We start from the raw sequence: 21,308 nt of genomic DNA on the forward strand, positions 1-21,308 counted from the left end.
AATGCGTGTAAATCGGCCGCCTGCCGGCCTTTAAAGCCAACCGTGCGGGTGCGGCACATTTTTATGGACGGCTTTTTTTGTCCTCATGCCACTGATTCACTTCAGCCGTAATGTCAGCACCGCCAAGCCGATACCATTCCCCCACGAACCGGTCGAATTGTTCTATGGATTCGCCGAGTATGATGTTGGCAAAATAATCATGCTGAAGATTGTCCAGAATCGTTTGTTTTTCAATCATCGTTTCAGTCGGCGCGCCAGCAAAAGCATCGAACAACAACTGATGGTTATCCTCGTATTGGTCGAGAATACTCATCGCACCGGAAGGCCCGTAGATCTTCTCCCAACCCCAGCCGGATTCGCCGTCTTCTTTCTTATCCAAATATCGATCGATTCGCCCTTGTATGAATCCGGGCTCGCCCTGTAACTGAGACGTCGTGCCCTGACGACGCGCTTCGGTGATTTGCCGGTACGCCTTGAGGTTTTTATCCGCCGGGAAAGGAGTCACGGGAGACAGTCCCCACACGGGCATGACATTGTTGTAGTAAGTCTCGTACTCTGCCGTTTTGCCCCAGTTTTTTTCAAGATGCAGATTGAACATTTTGAGAATCGCTTCCGGGTAAGCAAAATCCTTTCTTACGGCGTAAAAAGAACTTGTGGTAAATTTAAGCGGAACCTTTGGCGCTATGCCCGAGTCAGTAACAATGGGAAAAGCTTGCCACTCAGCATCCGGATCGCCGCCTCGGCTGGACTGAAGCAAGAATGCTCCCCATTGCTCGCCATAGACCATGCCGATCTTCCCATCGGCAACAAGCTGTTTGGCTTTGCTTCCGTTTTTAAAAATGAATTCACTGTCGATTTCATGATGGCGATACATATCCTGAAGCACCTTGAGCGCCTGTTTCACTTCAGGCTGAATGCCTCCATATACGAGCTTTCCGCTCTCGTCTTCAAGCCATATGTTCGGGTAAGCTCCATAACCGGCCATGAATCCGGTTAAGCCCATGACGGGGTCCCACAAATATTGGGTAGCCGCTATTCCATAGGTGTCTTGTAGGCCATTTCCGTCGGGGTCCCCTTCTGTAAACGCTTTCGAAATTGCCAGGACGTCATTCATCGTTTTCGGTGGCAACAGCTCCAATCGGTCCAGCCAATCCGTTCGAATCCACAGAAACATCGCCTTTTCAATGGAGGAATCGGTCTCCGGGATGCCCATCAGCTTGCCGTCGATCATGCCGGATTCCAAGGTACCGCTCCCTTCTTGGCGGTGAACTTGCTGTGTCAACGGTGAAGCATATTCCTTGTAAACCTGCGTCAGATCCTGAATCAGTCCGGCGTGGCTCAGCTGCCTGAGCTGCTGGGCATTGACCTTGACGATATCCGGAATGTCCCCTGAAGCCAGCATAATATCCAGCTTTTTGTGGTATTGTTCGCTTCTCACAGCCCATTTGTATTTGATTTGAATGCCCAGAACTTGTTCGTACAACTGACTCCAGCGATTGTCCTCCAGCGTTTCATCAGGCAATGCCTTCAGAATATCTTCCAAGCCGTCGCCGATTTCTCTCACAAACGTGACTTCGATCGGCGGATGATAAGCGCGTAATGACTTATCGCTGTATACGCCCTCCCCGCGTGTTTCCGGCCCTCGATTGTGGTCGATACCGCTGCTTTGGTGACATGACGCCAGTGTTGAACCAAACAGTAAAGCGCTTAGCATGACTTTGGAGAAGTTCTTTACGATGATCAGCAACAGAAAACACCCTTTCCTATCGATTAATTGTATTATTATACTTTAAAGGCCCCGGCCCACAATAAACATTTTTTTACTTCCTATCCCGTTGTTTACGTGTTGCTCGTATGCAAACAAAAACCGCCAACCCCTAGATTCGGGGTGGCGGTCTTCAACTTGAAATGTTAACCTACGATACCCGTACGCTCGATGCTTTCCACGAAATATCGCTGAACGAACAAATAGATGACGATCAAGGGAAGGATCGCCAGCAAAATGCCGGTATCCTGCACCATGCTCAAATAAAATGGGTCCGCCTTCGACGGATCGCCGCCCAGCATAATGGACAGGTTGTACGGCAGCGATGACAGCTGGGTGGACATGACTTTGCTTGAAGTCAGATACGTCGTCGTGTAGAAGCTGTCGTTCCACTGCCAGACGAAGGAGAACAACGTCGTGGTAATGATGGCAGGAATCGCGTTCGGCATCATGATGCGGGTAAAGGTGGTTCCGACGCCCGCGCCGTCAATATAAGCCGCCTCCTCCACTTCCTTCGGAATGCCGCGGAAGAATTGCCGGAAAATAAAAATGTACAAACCGGCTTTAAGCGAATTGGCGGTCAGCGAAGTCAGAATGAACGGCCAATAGCTGTTCAATAGATTGACGGACTTGCCGGTGAGGAGCGGAATCAGGCCCATCAGCGTAAAATCCTTCAGATTCAAATAAATCGGGATGAGAATCGTGGTAGGAGGCACGAGAATCGTCAGGACGACACAGGCGAACAAAAGCTGGCTGCCTTTGAACTTCAAACGGGCAAAGCCGTAACCCGCCAGCGCGCAAGAAGCGGCCGTCAAGACCGTCGTCGTCGCCGACAGCGCAAACGTGTTGAACAGCGTTTCCCAGTAATCCATGATGCGGATCGCATCAAGGAAATTGCTCATTGTGAAATTTTCCGGAATCCATACGACGACCGGTGAATAAAGATCGGCCTTGTCTTTGATGGCCGTCGAGATTTTTTGCAGAATCGGATACAGAATGACAAAGGACAGGCCAGCGATCAATGTTAAACGTATGAAAGACCAGAGCCATCGTTTCCAGCTTTCGAGCGATAGCCACCGAGAAACCGACATTGCATTCACCTTCTTCTATTCATGGTAAAAGACCTTCCTGGATACAAAGTACGTGCTGATCAACAGGATGATGGAGATAGCCAGGAAGTAAATCCAGGCCATTGCTGAGCTAAGGCCGAAATCGAATTGGACGAAGCCCGTGGTCTTGATTAAGTCTGTCAGCTCATTTCGGGAGAACGAGTCGATAATCGTATATATCATGTTGACCAGAATCAGCGGGCTGACCATCGGAAACGTGATTTTCCAGAAGGCTTCATAACCCGTAGCTCCTTCCATCTTGGACGCTTCGTACAGCTGGGGGGATATCGTCTGTATGCCTGCCAGGAAAATAAGGATCTGTACGCCGGATTGGCTTACGATCTCATAAATACGATCCACGGCTCCCGTTAAATAGTTTACGATCGTCTCGCTTACGCCGGCCTGAAGCATTAATCGCTCGAGTTCAAAACTTCCCAATGCGTTAATCAGCCCCCCGGAACCGGCATTCTGATCATTGATCGCCTGAACGAGACTGCTGCTTTCCAGGGTCAGAATGACCCCGGAAGCAAGAATGACGGGCAGGAAGAATATCGATCGGGCAAAGGAACGGCCAAGGAACTTCTGATTCAGGACGACGGCCAGAAACAGACTGAAGATAACGATCAGGGGCACGTTCACCGCCATATTCACGATCGCCTCGGTCAGCATTCGGTTAAAGCTGGTGTTGACCGTAAAGGCAGTCACGTAATTTTTCATCCCCATAAACGTAATGCCGATTCCTTCGGAATTTGCCGTTACGGTGCTAAAACTGTAAATCAGGGAAGTCAGCAAAGGGATCAGGAAGAAAAAGATAAAACCGAGCAGCCAAGGCATCACATAAGCAATGCCCCATAATGCCTTCTGTTTCCCATAGCTTCGCTGCTTTCGCCCAAATCGCTGGGTTATGGATTTCATGGCGCTTCACCACCCGTCACATAGCTTTCGGCTTCAATGGTTACGCCGTCTATCGTCACCGGTGCACGATTGTAATTCACGATGACGTAAACGCCGCTCTCGTATGTCGTCTTGAACACGCCGTCAGCCAATTCGTCATGCCCGACGATCCGCTCATGGCGAACCTTTTTCAGAAATGCATTGACTTCCTCATAGATGCGGGCGGCCTCGTCGATCCATAACGCGTAATTGGCAGAGAACAGTTCGTTATGCTCTGTGTCCTTTATTTTGTGATTAGGTTCATAGAACCATTGAAAATACACGCCAGCACCGTACTCCAAACACTTCAAAATATAAGGTTTGGCGTCGGTATACGCGGACAGGTTGTAAGGCGCGCCCGTGTAATCGATATGCCCGCGGATAACCATTTGATAGAACGGAATTTCCGCGTCTTCGATTTTAAAGCTGCTGCTAGACATGGGCGCATGGGTGATATCGGTCAAGAAAGGCAGCGCATAAGCGTTTCCTCCGTCAGCCATGACCTGAAGATTGGCATCTGAAACCTTGTTCAGCGCATCCAGAGACAACTGCTCGGACTCCGTACGGTCAATTTGACGATGCTTGCGAAAATCGCTGTCCAGCTCGGCGGCAAGATCACTCAGCGAAACGCCAATAGCGCCGTATTTTCCATAATCCTTTAAGAAAGCTTCCGTGTAGCTACCTATGAACCGCGGCGATATGACATAGGCAGGCGAACCGGCCCGATCCCGCCGGTTCAGCGCCGGATTGAAGGAATAGATCTCTGCGGGGATGCCTCGCAGCGTTCTGGACGCCTCCTTCGCCTCGTTGAACCCGGAACCGGACAACGCGGTAAGGATAGCGACATCCGGATACAGCTTTACCCCATTCTCGTTCGCATAGGAGAGCAGACGCCGAAGTCCCTTCTCTCCCCCTACCTGTTGATCAACGGAGACGCTGCCTGGAACCTCATGATCCAGCCCTTTGTTGAACCAGCCGCTATATTTCAATTTGATGTCATGGATGCCTCGCTTGCCCATCTCTGTCAGAATACTTTGCGCTTGTTCGAACGATGTGAGCGGCTCCAGCGCCCGATACGGAATTCCTGCAAAATGCTTTTTCTTATAAATGCTTCCTACGAGCTGAAGGTAGAACGGCATATTCTCCTCATTCCTCTCGGCAATTGCCGGGAGGCCTCCCTGTTGCTCCAAGTAATTCCTGTAATAGGCGGCGAGTCCCGGATAGGAAGCCGACTGCTTGCCCACGAACGCATACCGGACCGAAAAATCGCTTCGCATCGGATTCTCCTGGAACTTCGGGAGCGAGCGCTGCTGGCCGTTCGCATCCAGGCTTAAGTCGCCTTTGTTGATTACCGTGAACGTCGGGTAGACGTAATTATAGCTGTTAAGCCTGCCGCTGACGTCGGCATTGATCGTCGCGGCCGGAGCCCCTTCCTCGATGATGCCGATAAATGCCCCGCCTTCACGGATGATGCCGAACACCGGCAGCCTGACGTCCTGGCTGCTGTCCGCCGTTTCGATTCCGCTCATCGTTCGGTCCATTCCATACACGCTCTGCTGGTAGGAAGGGTACCGCGTCTTGCCGTTATTAAAATGGATCAGCGCTCCAGATCCGTCCGGAACGAGGATTGAGCCCTTATCCTCCGCCCCCCCTGCACCGAAGAAGCTCAGGAACGAGATCGTGTTCACCGGATATTCAGCGGGGAAATCAATGCTGGAAACCGGAAGCTTGGCGATCAGACTGTCGCCGTCCAGCGTATATTCGATCGAGGCGTGAAATACCCGCGGTTCAGGCTTGGTCTGATCCAAATGGTTCTCCTCGATGTCCACCAGCAAATCGTCCTCGGTATATCCGGCATCCTCAAAGGCTTTAAGCGCACGCTCCAGCTGCAGACCTTTGAGAGCGCCGTCGGACCGGACATACACCCCTTGCTCGGCATCTTCCGTGTACGCGATTTTCAGCGTTCGCTGGCCGGCGCTGTCCAGCTTGCTTAACAGGTTCTGTTCAAAGCGGGACTTGCTGATCTTCTTGGGCATGTCGTCAATCGTTTTTTTGTCCGTGCCGAACCGGTAGTTAACGCGAACGCCGTTTGGGATTTCCTCCATGCCGATTTGCTTGTAAGCCGCGCTGTCGGCGTGCGAATTGACCGAATTTATCTGTCCGAAGCTGTTATAAAAGTCAAGCTTCAACTGAGAGGACAACAAGCTTTTGTTCACGCCCGCGGCCAGCGGATCCGACTGATGGCCGGGGGGATTGCTGTGCCAAATTTCGCCGCTTGCCTTATGCACGACGGCGATCGCCCCCGTCTGATCGTCCGCTAGCAGCTGGAGCTGATCGTTCTCGGCAATGCCTTTCATGCCTTTGACGCTCGGATTGACGAACGATGACTTAAGGGCTGCTCCCGGCGTGAAGCTGTTGGCGGGCCCGTTGCCTTCATCGCCAGCTGCCTTTTCCGGTCCTTTATCCGTACAACCGGCTATAATCAGCGCTGTCAGCACACTGGCAGCAAGCAGCATGTATTTAGCGAAATTGCCCATCCTTCCTCCTCCTTAAGTTCTCATGACCAATTCTTGATAGATGACGGAAATAAAGGCCACGATCTGTTGGACCAAGCTGAAAAACAGCAAACTGATAAAAGCCATAAACCCCATGGCGACCAGGGTGAGCATCATAATTCCGATCGTTTTGGACGGGGAAAACTGATGCACCGTCATATTGCCGACAAACAGCAGATAAACGAACCAGAGAACCGCAACGGAGTTGGAAAAATAATAGAATGCGGTCTCTTGCAGCGACACGAGATTGCTGAGCCAGATCCATGGAAACTGTATGATCACGAGCGGCAGGAGCGCGAAGCAGGTCGACGTAAAAATTTCGACGAATTTGCCTTCGCCGTCCATCAAGGTCGTAAGCGACCAGTTAGCCACGCACCAGAACAAGATCGGCACGATCACATATACGATTTCCATGACGCTGTTCATGCTCTCGGGATTGTACACATGGACTAGAAAACCGCTGTACTGGCTCCCCAAAATGTTCGTAACGGCAACCAGAAACAATACGCAAAACGAGATGATCAACGTGAATTTTCGATTGCGATCGTATTTCAGGTCCCAATAGCCCTCAAAGGGATGAACCATGAGATTTAGGGGAAACCGAATCCATTCCCTGCTCATGCGGAAGCCCCCTTTCTTCGTTCCTTCACTTTCCGAAGCCTGGATGCGGCAAATATCCCGATTCCGGCCAAGAACAGCATGGTCATGATCAACGGAAAATGTTCCCTCATGACCGCTTTGCGGTATAGCAGGAATGCTTTCGAATAGTTTTTCTGATCCAAGCTGCGTTTGAAATGCATCATGGCACCCTTATAATCGCCTTGACGAAGCAAGGCTTTGCCGATCCCCGCATAGGCGAATTCCAGATTGGCATTCATGGCGATCGTTCGATTAAACAACGCAAAAGCGGTCTCTTCCTCGCCACGATAGTAGCTTTTGACGGCTTCATTCAGCGTTCGACCGTATTCGGTCGTTCGGAAGACGGTAATTTCGCCAAGCGCTTTATCCAATACAAGAAAATCCTCGCCGATTCGGTCGATGGCGGCCGGCGTATGAAATTGGCCCATTTGGTTCCCCAGCCCGCCGAATACGTACATCAGATGTCCGTCCCCGTTGTAAGTGAACACCCGCCCCCGCTTGCCATCGAGAATGGAGTATATCTCGCTGTCGGTAACATCGATGTCGATCAGCTTAGAAGGACCTTCGCTGCTGAGGTAAAGAATGTCGCCCTGCGGGTCGGAATACCCCGTTCTTCTTAAAATATCGCTGCCTTGCGCATTAAGCTTCTTAATGTTATTTCCCCACTGGTCCCCGTTCGTGGCATAGATGAACCCTTCCGAGTCAATATCCAGATTCGTAAACTCCGTAGGCGTAAACATGACCATCTGACTGCGCTGCGCCTTGGTCGAGATTTGCTTCCAGAAATATTCGATCGGATCGATATAAACGCGATTCGCGCCGATGAAGGTAGTAAACGCCCCTTCGGCATCGAATTCCATAAACCCGTCAAACACGCCGGCAGCCATGACGTAAGTTCGCTGCGCATGGTCCATGACGACCCGGACGGGTTCGAATTTAAACGAATCCTGCAGTAGCTCCGACTCCGGCGAATCGATGATCTTGATCAGTTGAAAATCCGAATCCAAGTGAACGACCCGTTTGTTTCCAGTGTCCGCTACGAGCACCTCGCCGTCATCGGTCACGAAGATTCCTTGCGGTTGTAGGAATGTATCCGGCTCGCCCTTTCTTGTGAAGGAATCCACGGTGGTTACCAGCTTAAGATCATGGTCCAGCACAACGATCCGATTGTTGCCGGAATCCAGCACGTATACGCGATTGTCGGCGGTGACGTGAAGATCGCTCGGCTCTTGGAAAGCACCCGTCCCCAGATCCGAGCCGCTTATCAATTCAGTCGCCACATAAGCGGCCGGCGCTGCTGCAGCATCGCCCCAATAAGAATAAATATAGGAGTCCGAGGCGCTCTCGGCGCTTACGTTCCCCGCTCCTGCCCCAACCCCCAATAAGCAGCAGATCATGATGAGGAGAGGCGTTTTCAGTTTGCGCAAGCTGTTCATCAATCTGACATGCCTCCTTTCTAGTCCTTCATCCCTGAAGTGGCCATCGTCTGCATGACACTGCTCTGGGAGATGATAAAGAGCGTAATGGGAACGATCATCAGGAGGAGTGCAACAGCCGCGCCGACGCCGGCTCTTGCGATTCCGCCTTCCGTGATCTGTCCGAGCGCGAAATGTAACGTCTTCAGATGCTCGCTGTAAATGAAGCTGCCCCCATCGCTGCCCCAAAGTGCCGGAAATTGTAAAATCATTAGCGTCAGCCAGGCAGGCTTCACGTTCGGCATCACAATGGACCAGTAAATCCGATATTCGCTGGCCCCGTCGATTTTGGCTGCCTCAAGCAGGGCATCGGGAATCTGCTCCATGAATTGCTTCATCAGAAACAGCCCAAGCGGAAATGCCAAGGAAGGCACGATGATGGAGGCATGCGTATTGATCCAACCCAGCCAAGACATGACCATATAGTTGGGGATCGCCGTAACATGGGGCGAAAACATCAAGGCGAGCACCACAATCGAAAACAGCGCCCTTGAGCCGGGAAACCGGTATTTGGCCAGCGGATAGGCTGCTGCAGACGCCAGCAGGATATGTCCAGCCGTGCCAATGATGGTGATCAACAGCGTGTTTGCGAAATAACGCGATAAGGGTACCCACGAATTCCCCATTAACACCATCAAATCCAGGAAATTATCCATCGTCGGATTGTTCACGAAGAACCGCGGAGGGAATATGAACAATTCGTCCAGCGGTTTGAATGCGTTGTTCACCGCGTAAATCAAGGGCAATGCCATGAAGGCTCCGAACAAGGCGAGCAGCGCAAACAGCAAAATGCTAACGGGCAAAGAACGGTTCAGCGTTCTCGGCAGCCGGAAATATCGAATCATTTTCGCAGCCAACGTTACTCACCTATCCTTCTCAACATTTTTTGCGTTAATTTGTTGGTTCCGACCATCAGCAAGAACAGGAACGTCGCAATGGCCGATGCGTAGCCGAGTTCGAAGCGGATCGTGCCGAAGTCCATCAGATGGGTGACAATGGTGTGCGCCGCATAGTTAACGCTCGGAAACCCGGCGAGCGCGATGGAGATATCCGCGACCGCGAATGCGGTTGTGATCTGCATCACGGCCCCGAACATCAGCTGCGGCCTCATGGACGGCAGCGTAATATACCAGAGCTCCTGCCAGCGATTCTTGATGCCGTCCATCGCCCCCGCTTCGATCAACGACTTGTCGATCGTTTGCAGACCGGCGATAAACGCCAAAAAGCTGGTGCCCAGGCTCAGCCAAAGCTGTACGATAATCACGATCCATAGAATATAGTTTTCATTCAGGAGCCATTGAATCGGTTCTAGGATAAAGCCGGCCTTCATCAGAAACCCGTTTAAATACCCATAGCTGTCACCTGAGAAGATGATGAGCCAAATGAAGTAAACGTTGCCCGATATCGATGGCGCATAAAAGACCAACGTCATGAACGCCCGCACTTTGGGCGACAATTCATTAATGATCCAAGCGAATACAAAACACGCGATATAACTGACGGGACCGGTAATGACGGCGAACATCAGCGTATTCTTCAAGGCGATCATAAAGATATCATCATTCAGAAACAGCCTCGAATAATTTTGCCAACCGACGAATCTCGGAAATTCCAGCATGTTGAAATAGAAGAAACTTAGGGCAAAGGAAAAGACCACCGGAATGACCGTAAACAGAAAGAAAATAATCATATACGGACTCATCAGCAAATAATAGTGCTTGCTTCGCTTCAACTCTTTTAGGAAAGAGACCCAACGGCTGTTCTTCTGCACATTCGCTTTGGGGCTCTTTACGGTTTGAATTACTGGTTCTCCTTGCATTGACTACCGCACCTCCCCTGTTAATATGGCAAATTGAACTCCTTCCGCTTGATCTCGATTTCATCGTTAATGTACAAAATATAATCGGATAAGGCTTCGCGCGGATTTTCGCTGGCATTTACCACTTTCCTGAAAGCATTATCCAAATGCCGGCCTGTGAAATATCCTCCGGGCACCTGCGGAATACCTCGTACCCACCGCCATTGGTTATCCAAATTCCGATAATCCTTCACCGGCCATGGCAGCTCCTCCAGCGCTTCGATGTTGGCCGTCGGATAGCGGGCAGCCTCTCCCATCAAACCTTCCATCTCTCGGCCATACGCAATTTGCGTCTCCTTGTCGGTCCACCACTTTAGAAATTCCCAAGCGGCCGCTTTGCTCTTCGAATTTTGAAGCAGCATGACGGCGGTCGTATGGCTGGCAACTTCGTGGTTCACGGTGCCGTCCTCGCGTTCAGTCCCCGGCACAATCGTGAAATCCCACAGCCCCTTAATCTCGGGGGCCATGACCGTCAGCATGTTGTACGTCGTGTAATCCGCAATCCCGATCGGCATTTCCCCGGTCCGGAAACGGTTCGGGAAATCCGCTTGCAGCGGGAACTTGTAGCTGGTATAGAACTGCGTCCACTTCTTGAATGCCTCCATGGAGATATCCGAGTCGAGTGCACTCTTCGTATCGTTATCGCGATAAAACTGCCCGCCGTTCTGGTACAGCAGCATGGCGAACGTCGCATTCGGAACCAGGCTTGCGTTGGTGGCTTCCAGCGGCAAATAAAATTGCATGTTGTGCTTCTGAAGCACGGAAATCATGTCATAGATTTCTTGCCAGGTTGCGGGCGGCTTCAAGCCAAGTTCCTCCAAAATATCCTTGCGATAGAACAACATCGGGAAGGTCTGCTGTTCAGGCAAGGCGTACACCCCGCCGTTATATTTGTAAGGCTCCAGCCCGCTGTCGCGGAATCGGGTGACCACCTCTTCGAAATCATCGAATTTCGTTAAATCGGCTGCAGCCCCCCTCATCGCGTAGTTGACCGGCACGTCCTCGCCGATTTGCATGGCGACATCCGGACCTTCACCGGCAAGCGTGGCTGGCAGAAGGATGTTTCCCGGAACAAGCCGGAGATGCACCGGAATACCCGACTCAGGCGTAAACGTGTCGTCGATCAATGCTTTCAGTACTTGCGCCTGATCGCGTCCGGTCGTTATCCACACGGTAATGGCATCTTCTTCATCGCCGGCGTTTCCGATGGTGTCATAATCTTCCGTATACGAAGCTGCGTAAGCGCCTAACTCATGGCCCGCGACCTCGAAAAACGACGCGTCCGGTTTGGGCAGCTTGCGATCCGGCGAATGAACGATCAGATAATCAAGCGAGATGGGCTGCTCTTTAATCTGCAGCATCCAGGTTCCGAGACCGCCCACGTTCACCTTATACGTGTCCAAGCGTTTGGCGACGGTTTCGGGATTTTCGGCGAGCTCGTTCAGCTGGTGCACCATTGAATGCAGAACGGCCACCTTGTCGCTTCGCTCGCCTGTCGCTTCTTCCAGATAATCGGCCACGCTTTGAATGATTTCGGCCTGCTCGGTGAACACCTCCACCATATCCGGAATCCGCTTCTCCAATTGATAATCCCGGAACGGATCCGGCGTATTGGAGGTGATCATTAGTATTTTGCGGTACATTTCGTTCAGTTCCAGCACGCTGGATTCAATCGTCTGCAAGAGCGGCGCGATCTCCCCGAGAGACACCATCATTCGGATCCGATGCGTCCCTTTGGTGAAATGGAATAAATAAGGTTCTTCCTCGCCCAGCACGTTCATTTGCCAATCGCGGTCATAATGAAAGCGGATTCGTTTCATTTCCTCAAAGGGAAACTCCCCGTCGATCATAAGGCTACGTGTGGCAAATACGCCCCGGAGCTGGTCCTGCTTCTGCTTCAAGGCGATTTGGTACAAACCGTCTTCTTCCACCTCGAACTCCCATTCGATCCATTGCCCCGGCAGCTTCCAGTTAACGCCTCCGATGGTGTTGATTCTGATTTTGGAAACGTCGTACGGCTCAACGGTCGGGCTGGATCTGTCGGATGTAGGATACAAGGTCGGCGACGATTTCCGCTTGGCATCCTCCGCCTGAATCAGAATGTACTGATCCCGGGTCGGTTCCAAGCCCCCGGACTCATATTCATTCGCCAGCTCCTCGTATGTTTTCAAGGCATGATCCTGGTACAGCTCGATATAATCAATGGCCATTGGCTCCCGCAAGGACGTTAGCATAAGCTTCTGCTTGCCCTTGTCAAAATAAAAGGAATACGGCTCATCATAGTAGCCGTACCGATCGGAGAGCGGCGCAAGCTGCCAGGAAGGCTGCTCGATCTGCCTTGGCCGCAGATCGTTTCCGCGGTTATCCTGCCTGATTTCCTCGTCCCGGTTTCCCCATACTCTGTCGAATAGCACGATATCCGCTCCCTTGAAGGGCACCTTGTCATTGATAGAGAATTGCCTTTCGATCGCCGAGCTCTTCCCTTCAATCGGATAATATCGGATCCGGACATGGTATAAGCCCGGTTCTTCCACGTTCACGTCCCATGAGATGGAGCCTGCCTCTGGCGTGATCACGGATTTCCCTTCGGAGCCGTTTAATTTCTCCGCGATCTCGAATCCCTCCCCGGAGGCTGATACAAAGGACTCGCCTTCGATGCGGACGATGCGGTCCGGGCGGCTGGCCGATGCATGGGCGTCTAAATACTGGCTGTACCCGTCCTGCCCTTCCGTTTCAATGACCGCTTCAAAGTCGGAGATCGCTTGAACGAAGCCTTGGTTTGTCGATTTCGAAGGGTAGAAGGCCCATAGAGACAAAAAAAATAGGACGATGACAAGTATGGCGCTACCGAAACGCTTCTTCCTGGTGTTCAATTTCTCTCCCTCCCATACGGTTAATCCATCCAATGACAGTCCCTGCCGCAGCAATGCGCTGCGCAGGGACGATCGGTTCTTCGGCTAATGTTCAAGGTTACTTACCATATACTTCGTCGATAGCTGCTTGGAACGTTGACTTGTATTTCTCAACAACGGTGGAAACGGATATCCCCTCATTCAGCTCGCCGACGAAATCGTAGTACTTCAAATTCGGGAATGTATTGTGGTCAAGAATCATCATGTTTGGCGCCACCATTTTGGCGTTATTCAAGTCGTCTTCGCTCGAAAATAACGTTTCGTACGAGGCTTGGTCCGGATAGTCGTATACGGAATCAATGTCGTTGATTTTCTCCCAGATATAAAGCAGCTGTTCCGGATTTTCGACTGCTTTCGGAATGGTAAGCGCCTGGAAGAGTGCTTCGGCAGAGTGGTACTTTGTTGCATTCGGCCCTTTTGGAAAAGGTACGAAACCGATGTCGTAATCCGGCATATCCGTCTGCATGCCGCTCATCTCATGGAGGGCACCTGCGTACATTAATGTATTGCCTTGACGGAAAAATTGGCCCGGCTCCGTCCAGTCGCCGCCCTCGGTCGGTCTTGCTATTTTCTCGGTAGCAATACGGGAAATGAAATTAAGTGCATCCAGTGTTGCAGGATCATCGAGATTTTGCTTATCTTCTTTGGTCAGACCCGTATTGTTGGAATACAAGGCATGATCCATAAGCGAGGAGTTTGCTAGCCCCCAAGTGTCCAGCTTGCCATCGTTGTTCGTATCTTTGTTGGCTTCTTTAGCCACTTGTATGAATGTTTCCCAATTCCAGTTATCTTCGTTCACGTACTCTTGAAGCGGCTTTAAGCCAAGCTGGTTCATAAGTGTACGATTGTAAAAGATGCCTTGAACCAGATTTGCTTGATTTTCGGTGAATCCGTACCCCCTGCCTTCATACGTGTAGTATTCGTTCGTAACCTTTTGGTTAAAGGCAACGGGATTTTTGGTGTATTCGTCAATCGGCCAGAGCAGATCCTGTTTAACCAAGGTAGGCACCGTATAGGTTTTGCCAAGGCGAACGATATCACCGATCGGCTCGCCAGCGAGCAGGGAAGCGGTAACTTTCTCTTGGTACTCGCCGTAGTCGATGGCCACGTACTCCACTTTAAAATTATGCTTTTGCATCAGGTCTTCAAGGTTCTTCTTGCGCTGGATATTGTCCGGGGTATCCTCCGGAATCGTCATATCCCACCAAGAGACGACTTTAATCGTCTTACCGCCTAAATCGAAATCCATTTCCGGCGTTCTGTAAACTTCCTCCTCCTCCCCTCCGCTGTTTTCCGTCTCGCCAGGTTCCTTCGACGTCTCGTTTTCAGTGCCGCTATTCGTCTCCGATTCCACGGTTTCTTGGGTGCCGCTGCTTGGGTTACCCGAGCCTCCGCTGCAGGCTGCAAGCAGCAGAACCAATCCTAATAACAGAACCAATAATTTGCGAACACGCATCTTTAATCCCCCTCAACGTTTGATGTTTGGTCCAGATTCATCCAAAGTTTAGCGCTTACATTTCCATGCAACAACCTGGGGAAATCGAGATATTCTACCCCTGAAACGCTAGAAGGCCGTCTCCTGCAACGGCTTGTCCGCCGATCTTTTTCAACCCAAGCTTTGCAAGAAGTAAAGAACGGTTAGCAATGCAAAGAAAAGCACATTGTGGAAATGGGGCGCCGGACAACATAATGTAAGCGTAACCAATTTAATGGATATTCCGCTTATCGCAATATATGGGGAGGGAGTCATCATGTCTAAATTACTGTATATCAATCTGGGCTGCTGCTCCGATGATGCGCTTCGCCTGCAGGATTGGGGCAAATGCGGGATGAACATGGAAATCTGCGATGATGATTCTGAGTCATCGCTGCATCGGATTGAGGAGAACGGCTATTCACTGGCGGTTATCAACATGAACGGCAGCCCCAAGAAAGGGCTGGAGCTGTGCGGTCGGATCCGGAGGGTAAGCCGTTTGCCCATCATTGTTGTCGAGGATACCATGGAATTTGCCTTCATCCGCAAAGCGCTGCAGCTGCAGGTAAGCGATTACGTACCCAGCACGTTGCCGGCTGAAGAACTGGTGAAAAGCGTAGCTGCTGTTAACGCGAACCAACGCCGCACTGAGGATGACGTCATTCACAGGGTCAAGGAATATGTGGGGAAAAAGCTGCACGAAAATATTACGCTCAAAGACATTTCAAGCAAATTCCATTTCAACCGCTCCTATCTTGGCCAAAAGTTCAAAAACCATGAAAATATGAGCTTTAACGAATATTTGTTCATTCAGCGCATGGAAAGAGCGAAAATGCTGCTGGAGCAAACGGATCTGAAGATTTACGAAATTGCGAATGAGGTGGGCTATACCGAAATCGACTGGTTTTATAAGCGATTTAAATCCTATACCGGCGTAAGCGCGAACGAATATCGGAAGATGGTCGCCTCCTAATATGCCAGCCCAATGCAAATAAGTCCTTGGGTTATCCAAGGACTGCTGCCTGGCCATACGCCTGGTCGCTGCACTTATTGCGCTCCATCGCGGCTTAGCCTGACGGTTCGGTATTCCTGCGGCGTCAGGCCGGTCCATTTTTTAAAAAAACGGGTAAACGATTGCGGCATTTCGTATCCGATCAAACCACCGACCTCGGCTATCTTCAGTTCTTCCCTCTTCAGAAGCTCCTTCGCTTTGCGAATCCTGAGTTCGTCCATATAATCCGATAAATTGACGCCCCTTTCCTGCTTAAACAGCCTTGATAAGTAAGATGGATTGAAATGAAATTCATCCGCCAGCCTGACAAGGGACAGATCCTCGCTGAGGTTTTGTTCAATGAATGAACAAATTTTTTCAATGACGCCGGCAGCCCTCTTCTGTTCTCCGCTTTTCCGGAGTGAAAACAAAACGTCAGCAACGCCTTTCAAATAACCGAAGGCTTCCCTCCACGAACGATAGTCTTCCAGCTTCATCAGGCCGAACGAACCGATCTCACGGATTTCCCACCGATTGATGTAAGACAGAAGTACAAGCGCAACCGTATAGCAAAGCTCCGTCATATTGGGATCCCCCCGCTCGAGTTCGTAAGCTGCCGGTTCGGTCAAGTCATCGAACAGCCCCATGAACTCCTCTCTTCTGCCGGCTTCCAAATGGACGGCCAGCGTCTCGAACTTATCGCGCAAGGATCTGTTAAGAATCGTAGCGGACGGCGCGGCTTCCTCGCTCGGAAACACCTTCTGGACCATCCGCGTTCCGTCACCGGTCCGATCATGCTGGTACCGTCTCATTTTATCGTATATGGCAGGCAGTCCTTCCCAGGCGAATGCCTCACCGCATAGTGTCACGGCTACCGACGCCTCAAGCGATTCCAGGCAGGATTGCTGAATCAGCTCAAACGTTCCCTCCAGAAACATGACCGTCTGTGCGAAAGCGTCCGTCCATTCCGATCCGCTCCACCGCTTGGGCTGGATGAGCCAGATCAGATCCCCGTATCGATCGATGAAACCGATGCTGCTCGTCCGCTCTGCCAGGAAAGCCTCTGCCAGAAACTTAACCGCAAGCGCCGTCTCCCGACGGTCGACATACGTGGGGGATCTTCCCGCGGACCCGCCAGACGTTACGCTGCCCAGCCCGATCAGAATCGGCATGGACGCATCCAGCGGAATTTGCAGGCGCCTGAAGTCTTCCTCCAATTCCCGTTCGAAGAGCACGTCGTGGAATAACAAATTTCGAAAATAGTCCCCGTGGGCAAGCGTCTCCAGCGTATCCAGCTGCTCTTTCGACCGCCGGATCAGATCATTCGCCCGCAGCGTCTCTTCCAGTTCCTTGAGCGCTCGCTCGACGGCCGCGATCAATTTCGGGTAGCCTTCGTTTTTGAGCACGTATTGCACGTCCGGCGCTTGAATCGCTTGATAGACATAATTGAAGTCGTTATGCCCTGTCAGGAACACGATTTTGCACTGCGGCCAATTGAGACGTATCGTTTCCATCAGCTCCAGGCCGTCCATGCCTGGCATGCAGATATCGGATAGTACGACATCGACCCGCGTCCGGTTCAACAGTTCCAGCGCCTCTTGCCCCGAATAGGCTTTGTAGATGTCCAGGTCAAGGTTCAATTTTCCGAAAATATCCGCCAGCCCATCGGTGATAATTTCTTCGTCGTCCGCCAAGAAGTATTGTTACGGCAAGCCCCCCAAGCTCGCTACGTTCTGTCCGTAATCCGGCATCCTCCCCGAATGTGATGCGGATCCGGCGATGAATGTTCACCATCCCTGTCGTTTCGGCCTGGTCCTGTTCCTCATACAAGGACTTCCGGATCTGCTCCAGCGCCTCGTCCGTCAACCGGTCTCCGTTATCCTCCACGATGACGCGAGCCTGGCCGTCCGCCCCTTCGAATCGCACCACAATCAAACCATTCTTCGTCTTTTTTTCTAGGCTGTGCTTGAATGCGTTTTCAATGATCGGTTGAACGATCAACCGCGGCACGGGAAGCGGCCGCAGCTCATCCGGCAGCGGATCAAAGCGTACCTGAATCCTTCTCGAAAACCGTAGCTCCTGAATTTCTGCATACATTCTCGCATGATGAACTTCCTGCTCCAATGCAACCAAATCCGATGCATTCCTCGTCACGAATTCGAAATACTCCCCGAGCAGCGTCGTAAATTGTTCGATCCGTTCCGTATCTCCCGTCTTGGCCATCGTATTCAGGATAAAAAAGCTGTTATATAAAAAGTGCGGGTTGATTTGCGATTGCAGCTGCTTCAGCTCCGCCCGCTGCGTCATGATTTTCTGCTTGTAGACTTGATCGATCAAAGAGCGCAAATTGTCCACCATCTGGTTAAACCTGCCGTATAAGTACCTGAACTCGTCCTTGGATTCATGGGCGATATGGATGCTCAGATCCCCGTGCTCGATCCTTCTGAAGCCTTTAACTAAAGCCAGCATAGGTTTGTGGATGAACTTATAGGTAGACAGCGCAAAAACGCCAAATATCCCCAGCGCCGCTGCGGCAAATCCCCATGCCCATTTGTAGAACTTGCTCAGCGGCTTCTGTACGACCTTCTCGGGAATGAAACGATAGATCGACAGCGCTAGCTCCGGCGAGTGGGCCTGCACGGCATAGTATCGGTTCCCGTTTACGGTCAGCCGCGAAGGAGTGTCCTCCAGGAGCGCCGGGATTTCCCGCAGGAAAAGGGGGAGGCTAACGTTAGCCAGCTCCCCTGTCCCGTTCGCGACGGCAACCTTGGCTCTGTCCGACAGGAGCAGCGTTCCGCTGCCGGGGTACGTATTGAATTGGGCGAGCGCTTCCTGCAGCCGCTGCTCGTCCAGCTCGATCTCGACCGTGAACAGCGGCTCTGCCCCTTTGATACCCCGCTGTTTCATGGCGCCAAGGAACAAGCCTCCGTTCCATTCAATGAGCTGAGAGCCGCTGCCAAAGACGGAACGGATTTCCCGGAAGCGTTCGGGCCTAAATTCACGCACCCCATCTCCGGCTGAAATCGTGCGGCCGATAGCCGCGATATGAACACTGACATCCTTGATATACATGCTGCTGTTCTGAACAGTATACAGCCGCTTGATCAACGAATTCATGTTCTCGGTACGGGCGATCGTCGCCATCGTCTCCCAGGTCAGGACTAGTTCATTCAGGTTTTCATCCTCCAGCAGGCTGTACTGCAGCATTTTCATGCGTTCGATTTCGTTTTCCAGATCGGTCAGGTAGAATTCGGATTGCGCCGCTGCCGTCTTGGTAATGTCGGAGCTGGCCGTTTGCACGTTCCAATGGTAAAGATACACGGCAAATAACAGAATCGGCACCATAATGAGCAGAAACGTCACGATCAACCGGAGAAATATCGTATTGCGCAGTGAAAAGTCCCGTCGGAACATCAATGGCATTGCCCCCAGCATTTTTTATTCGATTATAGCCTACATCTCGTCAGGGCAGCCAGACTTATGGCGGGCAACATCGACTTGCGCTGTGTCCTTAGCCCTTAGCCCTTCACGCTTCCGAGAACGATGCCCTTTACGAAATATTTCTGCAAGAACGGGTATGCCAAAATAATCGGAAGCGAGCCGAGAAAGATCTGCGACGATTTCAGCGTCCGATCGGAGATCAGCGCCAGGTTCAGCATATCGTCCCTCGACATATTCGACAGGTTTTGCTGGATTACGATCGTTTGAATATAGCTTTGCAGCGGATAATTGGACGGGTCTCCCATCAGCAACAGTCCGTCGAACCAGCTGTTCCAGTGCTCAACCATGGAAAACAAAGCAAGCGTGGCAAGCGCAGGCTTGGATATCGGGACAAAAATCGACCACATGGTCCGCCAGTGGCTTGCTCCGTCGATGAGCGCCGCCTCTTCAAGCTCCTTCGGAATTTCCCTGAAAAAATTAAGCAGCAGAACGACGCTGAACACGGGAACCGCGCTCGGCAAAATCAATGCCCATATCGTATCCAGCATGCCGTATTCTTTTATCGTTGAATACCAAGGAATCAGGCCGCCATTAAACAGCATCGTGATGAAAAAGATCCAAGCGTACGCGCTCCGAAGCCGAAAAGAACGTGTCTCTTTCGATAGCGGGTAGGCAATCAACACGGTCAGCAGCAAATTAAGCGGAGTGCCCAAGCCGATCCTCGTGAGCGACACCAGCATCGAATCCCAGAACTCGTGGCGGCTTGCCGTATACATGTAGGAAGCCAGCGTCACGTCGACAGGCCACAGCTTCACATATCCCGCCGAAGCCGCCGCGCTGGAACTAAAGGAAACCGCAATGATGTGAATCAAAGGAAGAACGCAAATCAGCGAGATCAAAATCAAGAAAATGGCATTGATCAGGGAAAACCACTCAAACCGCCTTTTTTGCCGGATACGGCCCCCTTCAGCCGAAGATGGCACCACTCGTTGCTGCATCGTTTCCCCCCCCTTAAAATATCCGGTATTTCGCAAACCGATAAGCCAAAAAGTAGGAGCCCGATATCAGCGTGAGCGATATGACCGATTTAAAAAATCCGACCGCCGTCGCCACCCCGTACTGGGCATCAAGCAAACCGATCCGATAAACGAACGTATCCAGAATGTCCCCGCTTTCGTACACTTGCGGGCTGTATAAATTAAACACCTGATCGAAGCCGGCATTCAGCAGCTGTCCCAGGCTTAACACCGACAACAGGACGATTACCATGCGCATGCCCGGAATCGTGATATGCCATATTTTCCGCCAGCGGTTCGCCCCGTCGATCGTTGCCGCTTCGTATAACCCCGGATCAATTCCGGTAATCGCAGCCAAGTACACGATCGTGCCGTACCCGAAGTTTTTCCACACGTCGGAAGCAATGAGCGTGAATGGAAACCATTCGTTATCGCCCAGGAAAAAGATCTTGGGGATGCCCAGCAGGCCGAGAAATCCGTTGACGATGCCTCCCGACGGGGAGAGGATATCGATCAGGATGCCGCCAAGCACGACCCAGGACAGGAAATAAGGCAAGTAAATGGCCGTTTGGACCGATCGCTTGATCACATTGTTTTTGAGTTCGTTCAACAGAACGGCGAACACGATTGGAACAATGAGCCCCAAAATGAGCTTGAAGCTCGAAATAAACAGCGTATTCCACAAAACCTGCGTAAAATTCGGCAGGCTCATCACATACTCGAAATTGTCCCATCCGACCCATTGCTGATCGCCGAAGAGGCCTTTGGCAGGGATAAACCTCTGAAAGGCGATCGTGATGCCGGCCATCGGAATGTACGAAAATAAAACGATTAGAATCAATCCCGGCAATATCATCACATGGAGCGGCAGCTCTCTTCGCCATTTCGCTTTCATTCGTGAACCTCCAATTCGTAGGTAACAGGTTCGGAGGGAGTAACGACAAGGTTCTCCCTCCGGCCCGGATTATCGCTTCGCCTGTTCGTACCACTCGTTGACTTCTTGCGTGATTTGATCCCCGCCGAGCTTTTTCCAATCCTCTACGAACTGGTCGAAGGTGTCGATGGATTCGCCTAAAATAATCTTGACGAAAACCTCGTTTTGCATTTTTTCGAGCGTCGTCTTGCGCTCAACCATCGTCG

At 51.4% G+C, this 21,308-nt stretch carries 15 protein-coding genes; 1 reads left to right on the plus strand and 14 read right to left on the minus strand.

Translation table 11 applies throughout. The annotated features are described in order from the left end of the window. Positions 1-61: 61 nt before the first annotated feature. The 10 genes from ACPV3A_RS31815 to ACPV3A_RS31860 all read right to left on the minus strand — a co-directional run bounded on the left by ACPV3A_RS31815 (position 62) and on the right by ACPV3A_RS31860 (position 14,702). Complete coding sequence (locus ACPV3A_RS31815) at positions 62-1,747, minus strand: extracellular solute-binding protein (RefSeq protein WP_426203729.1); 1,686 nt, start codon at positions 1,745-1,747, stop codon at positions 62-64. Between the two features lie 164 nt (positions 1,748-1,911). Then, positions 1,912-2,856, minus strand: coding sequence for a carbohydrate ABC transporter permease (locus tag ACPV3A_RS31820; protein ID WP_007130188.1), 945 nt, complete (start codon positions 2,854-2,856; stop codon positions 1,912-1,914). Positions 2,857-2,871: 15 nt separating this feature from the next. Beyond that, on the minus strand, positions 2,872-3,789 hold the full coding sequence (locus ACPV3A_RS31825) for a carbohydrate ABC transporter permease (RefSeq protein WP_007130189.1): 918 nt from the start codon (positions 3,787-3,789) through the stop codon (positions 2,872-2,874). Further along, entirely contained in the window at positions 3,786-6,344 is a 2,559-nt protein-coding gene (locus ACPV3A_RS31830) for a DUF5696 domain-containing protein (RefSeq protein WP_426203732.1), read from the minus strand. Before ACPV3A_RS31830 ends, ACPV3A_RS31825 begins: the two co-directional genes overlap by 4 nt. 12 nt (positions 6,345-6,356) lie before the next feature. Further along, entirely contained in the window at positions 6,357-6,983 is a 627-nt protein-coding gene (locus tag ACPV3A_RS31835; protein WP_007130191.1) for a Yip1 family protein, read from the minus strand. Continuing rightward, the gene (locus ACPV3A_RS31840) at positions 6,980-8,440 is read right to left on the minus strand and encodes an NHL repeat-containing protein (RefSeq protein ID WP_028404885.1); all 1,461 of its coding nucleotides are present in this window, start codon (positions 8,438-8,440) and stop codon (positions 6,980-6,982) included. Before ACPV3A_RS31840 ends, ACPV3A_RS31835 begins: the two co-directional genes overlap by 4 nt. Before the next feature lie 17 nt (positions 8,441-8,457). Next, entirely contained in the window at positions 8,458-9,321 is an 864-nt protein-coding gene (locus ACPV3A_RS31845; RefSeq protein ID WP_181469880.1) for a carbohydrate ABC transporter permease, read from the minus strand. Between the two features lie 14 nt (positions 9,322-9,335). After that, entirely contained in the window at positions 9,336-10,295 is a 960-nt protein-coding gene (locus tag ACPV3A_RS31850; RefSeq protein ID WP_426203734.1) for a carbohydrate ABC transporter permease, read from the minus strand. A gap of 20 nt (positions 10,296-10,315) precedes the next feature. After that, a complete protein-coding gene (locus tag ACPV3A_RS31855; protein WP_426203736.1) occupies positions 10,316-13,207 on the minus strand; it encodes an extracellular solute-binding protein in 2,892 nt (963 codons plus the stop codon). Between the two features lie 97 nt (positions 13,208-13,304). Continuing rightward, the gene (locus ACPV3A_RS31860) at positions 13,305-14,702 is read right to left on the minus strand and encodes an ABC transporter substrate-binding protein (RefSeq protein WP_426203738.1); all 1,398 of its coding nucleotides are present in this window, start codon (positions 14,700-14,702) and stop codon (positions 13,305-13,307) included. Positions 14,703-14,997: 295 nt separating this feature from the next. Here ACPV3A_RS31860 and ACPV3A_RS31865 point away from each other — a divergent pair, with 295 nt between their 5' ends. After that, positions 14,998-15,693 (plus strand): response regulator transcription factor, encoded by a 696-nt coding sequence (locus tag ACPV3A_RS31865; RefSeq protein ID WP_007130197.1) that lies wholly within the window; start codon positions 14,998-15,000, stop codon positions 15,691-15,693. 74 nt (positions 15,694-15,767) lie between these two features. Here the strand turns inward: ACPV3A_RS31865 and ACPV3A_RS31870 are convergent, their stop codons facing one another. From ACPV3A_RS31870 to ACPV3A_RS31885, 4 genes are all read right to left on the minus strand, one after another. Then, positions 15,768-17,405: a response regulator transcription factor gene (locus ACPV3A_RS31870; protein ID WP_426203741.1), complete on the minus strand. Its 1,638-nt coding sequence runs from the start codon at positions 17,403-17,405 to the stop codon at positions 15,768-15,770. Beyond that, on the minus strand, positions 17,341-19,125 hold the full coding sequence (locus ACPV3A_RS31875) for a sensor histidine kinase (RefSeq protein ID WP_426203747.1): 1,785 nt from the start codon (positions 19,123-19,125) through the stop codon (positions 17,341-17,343). The genes ACPV3A_RS31870 and ACPV3A_RS31875 overlap by 65 nt, the downstream gene beginning before the upstream one ends. A 104-nt stretch (positions 19,126-19,229) precedes the next feature. Then, complete coding sequence (locus ACPV3A_RS31880) at positions 19,230-20,150, minus strand: carbohydrate ABC transporter permease (RefSeq protein ID WP_213615349.1); 921 nt, start codon at positions 20,148-20,150, stop codon at positions 19,230-19,232. A 13-nt stretch (positions 20,151-20,163) separates the two neighbouring features. Then, entirely contained in the window at positions 20,164-21,063 is a 900-nt protein-coding gene (locus tag ACPV3A_RS31885; RefSeq protein WP_028404878.1) for an ABC transporter permease, read from the minus strand. Positions 21,064-21,308 lie beyond the last annotated feature (245 nt).

The sequence above is a fragment of the Paenibacillus sp. Dod16 genome (assembly GCF_049893405.1).
Taxonomy (GTDB): Bacteria; Bacillota; Bacilli; order Paenibacillales; family Paenibacillaceae; genus Paenibacillus_AQ.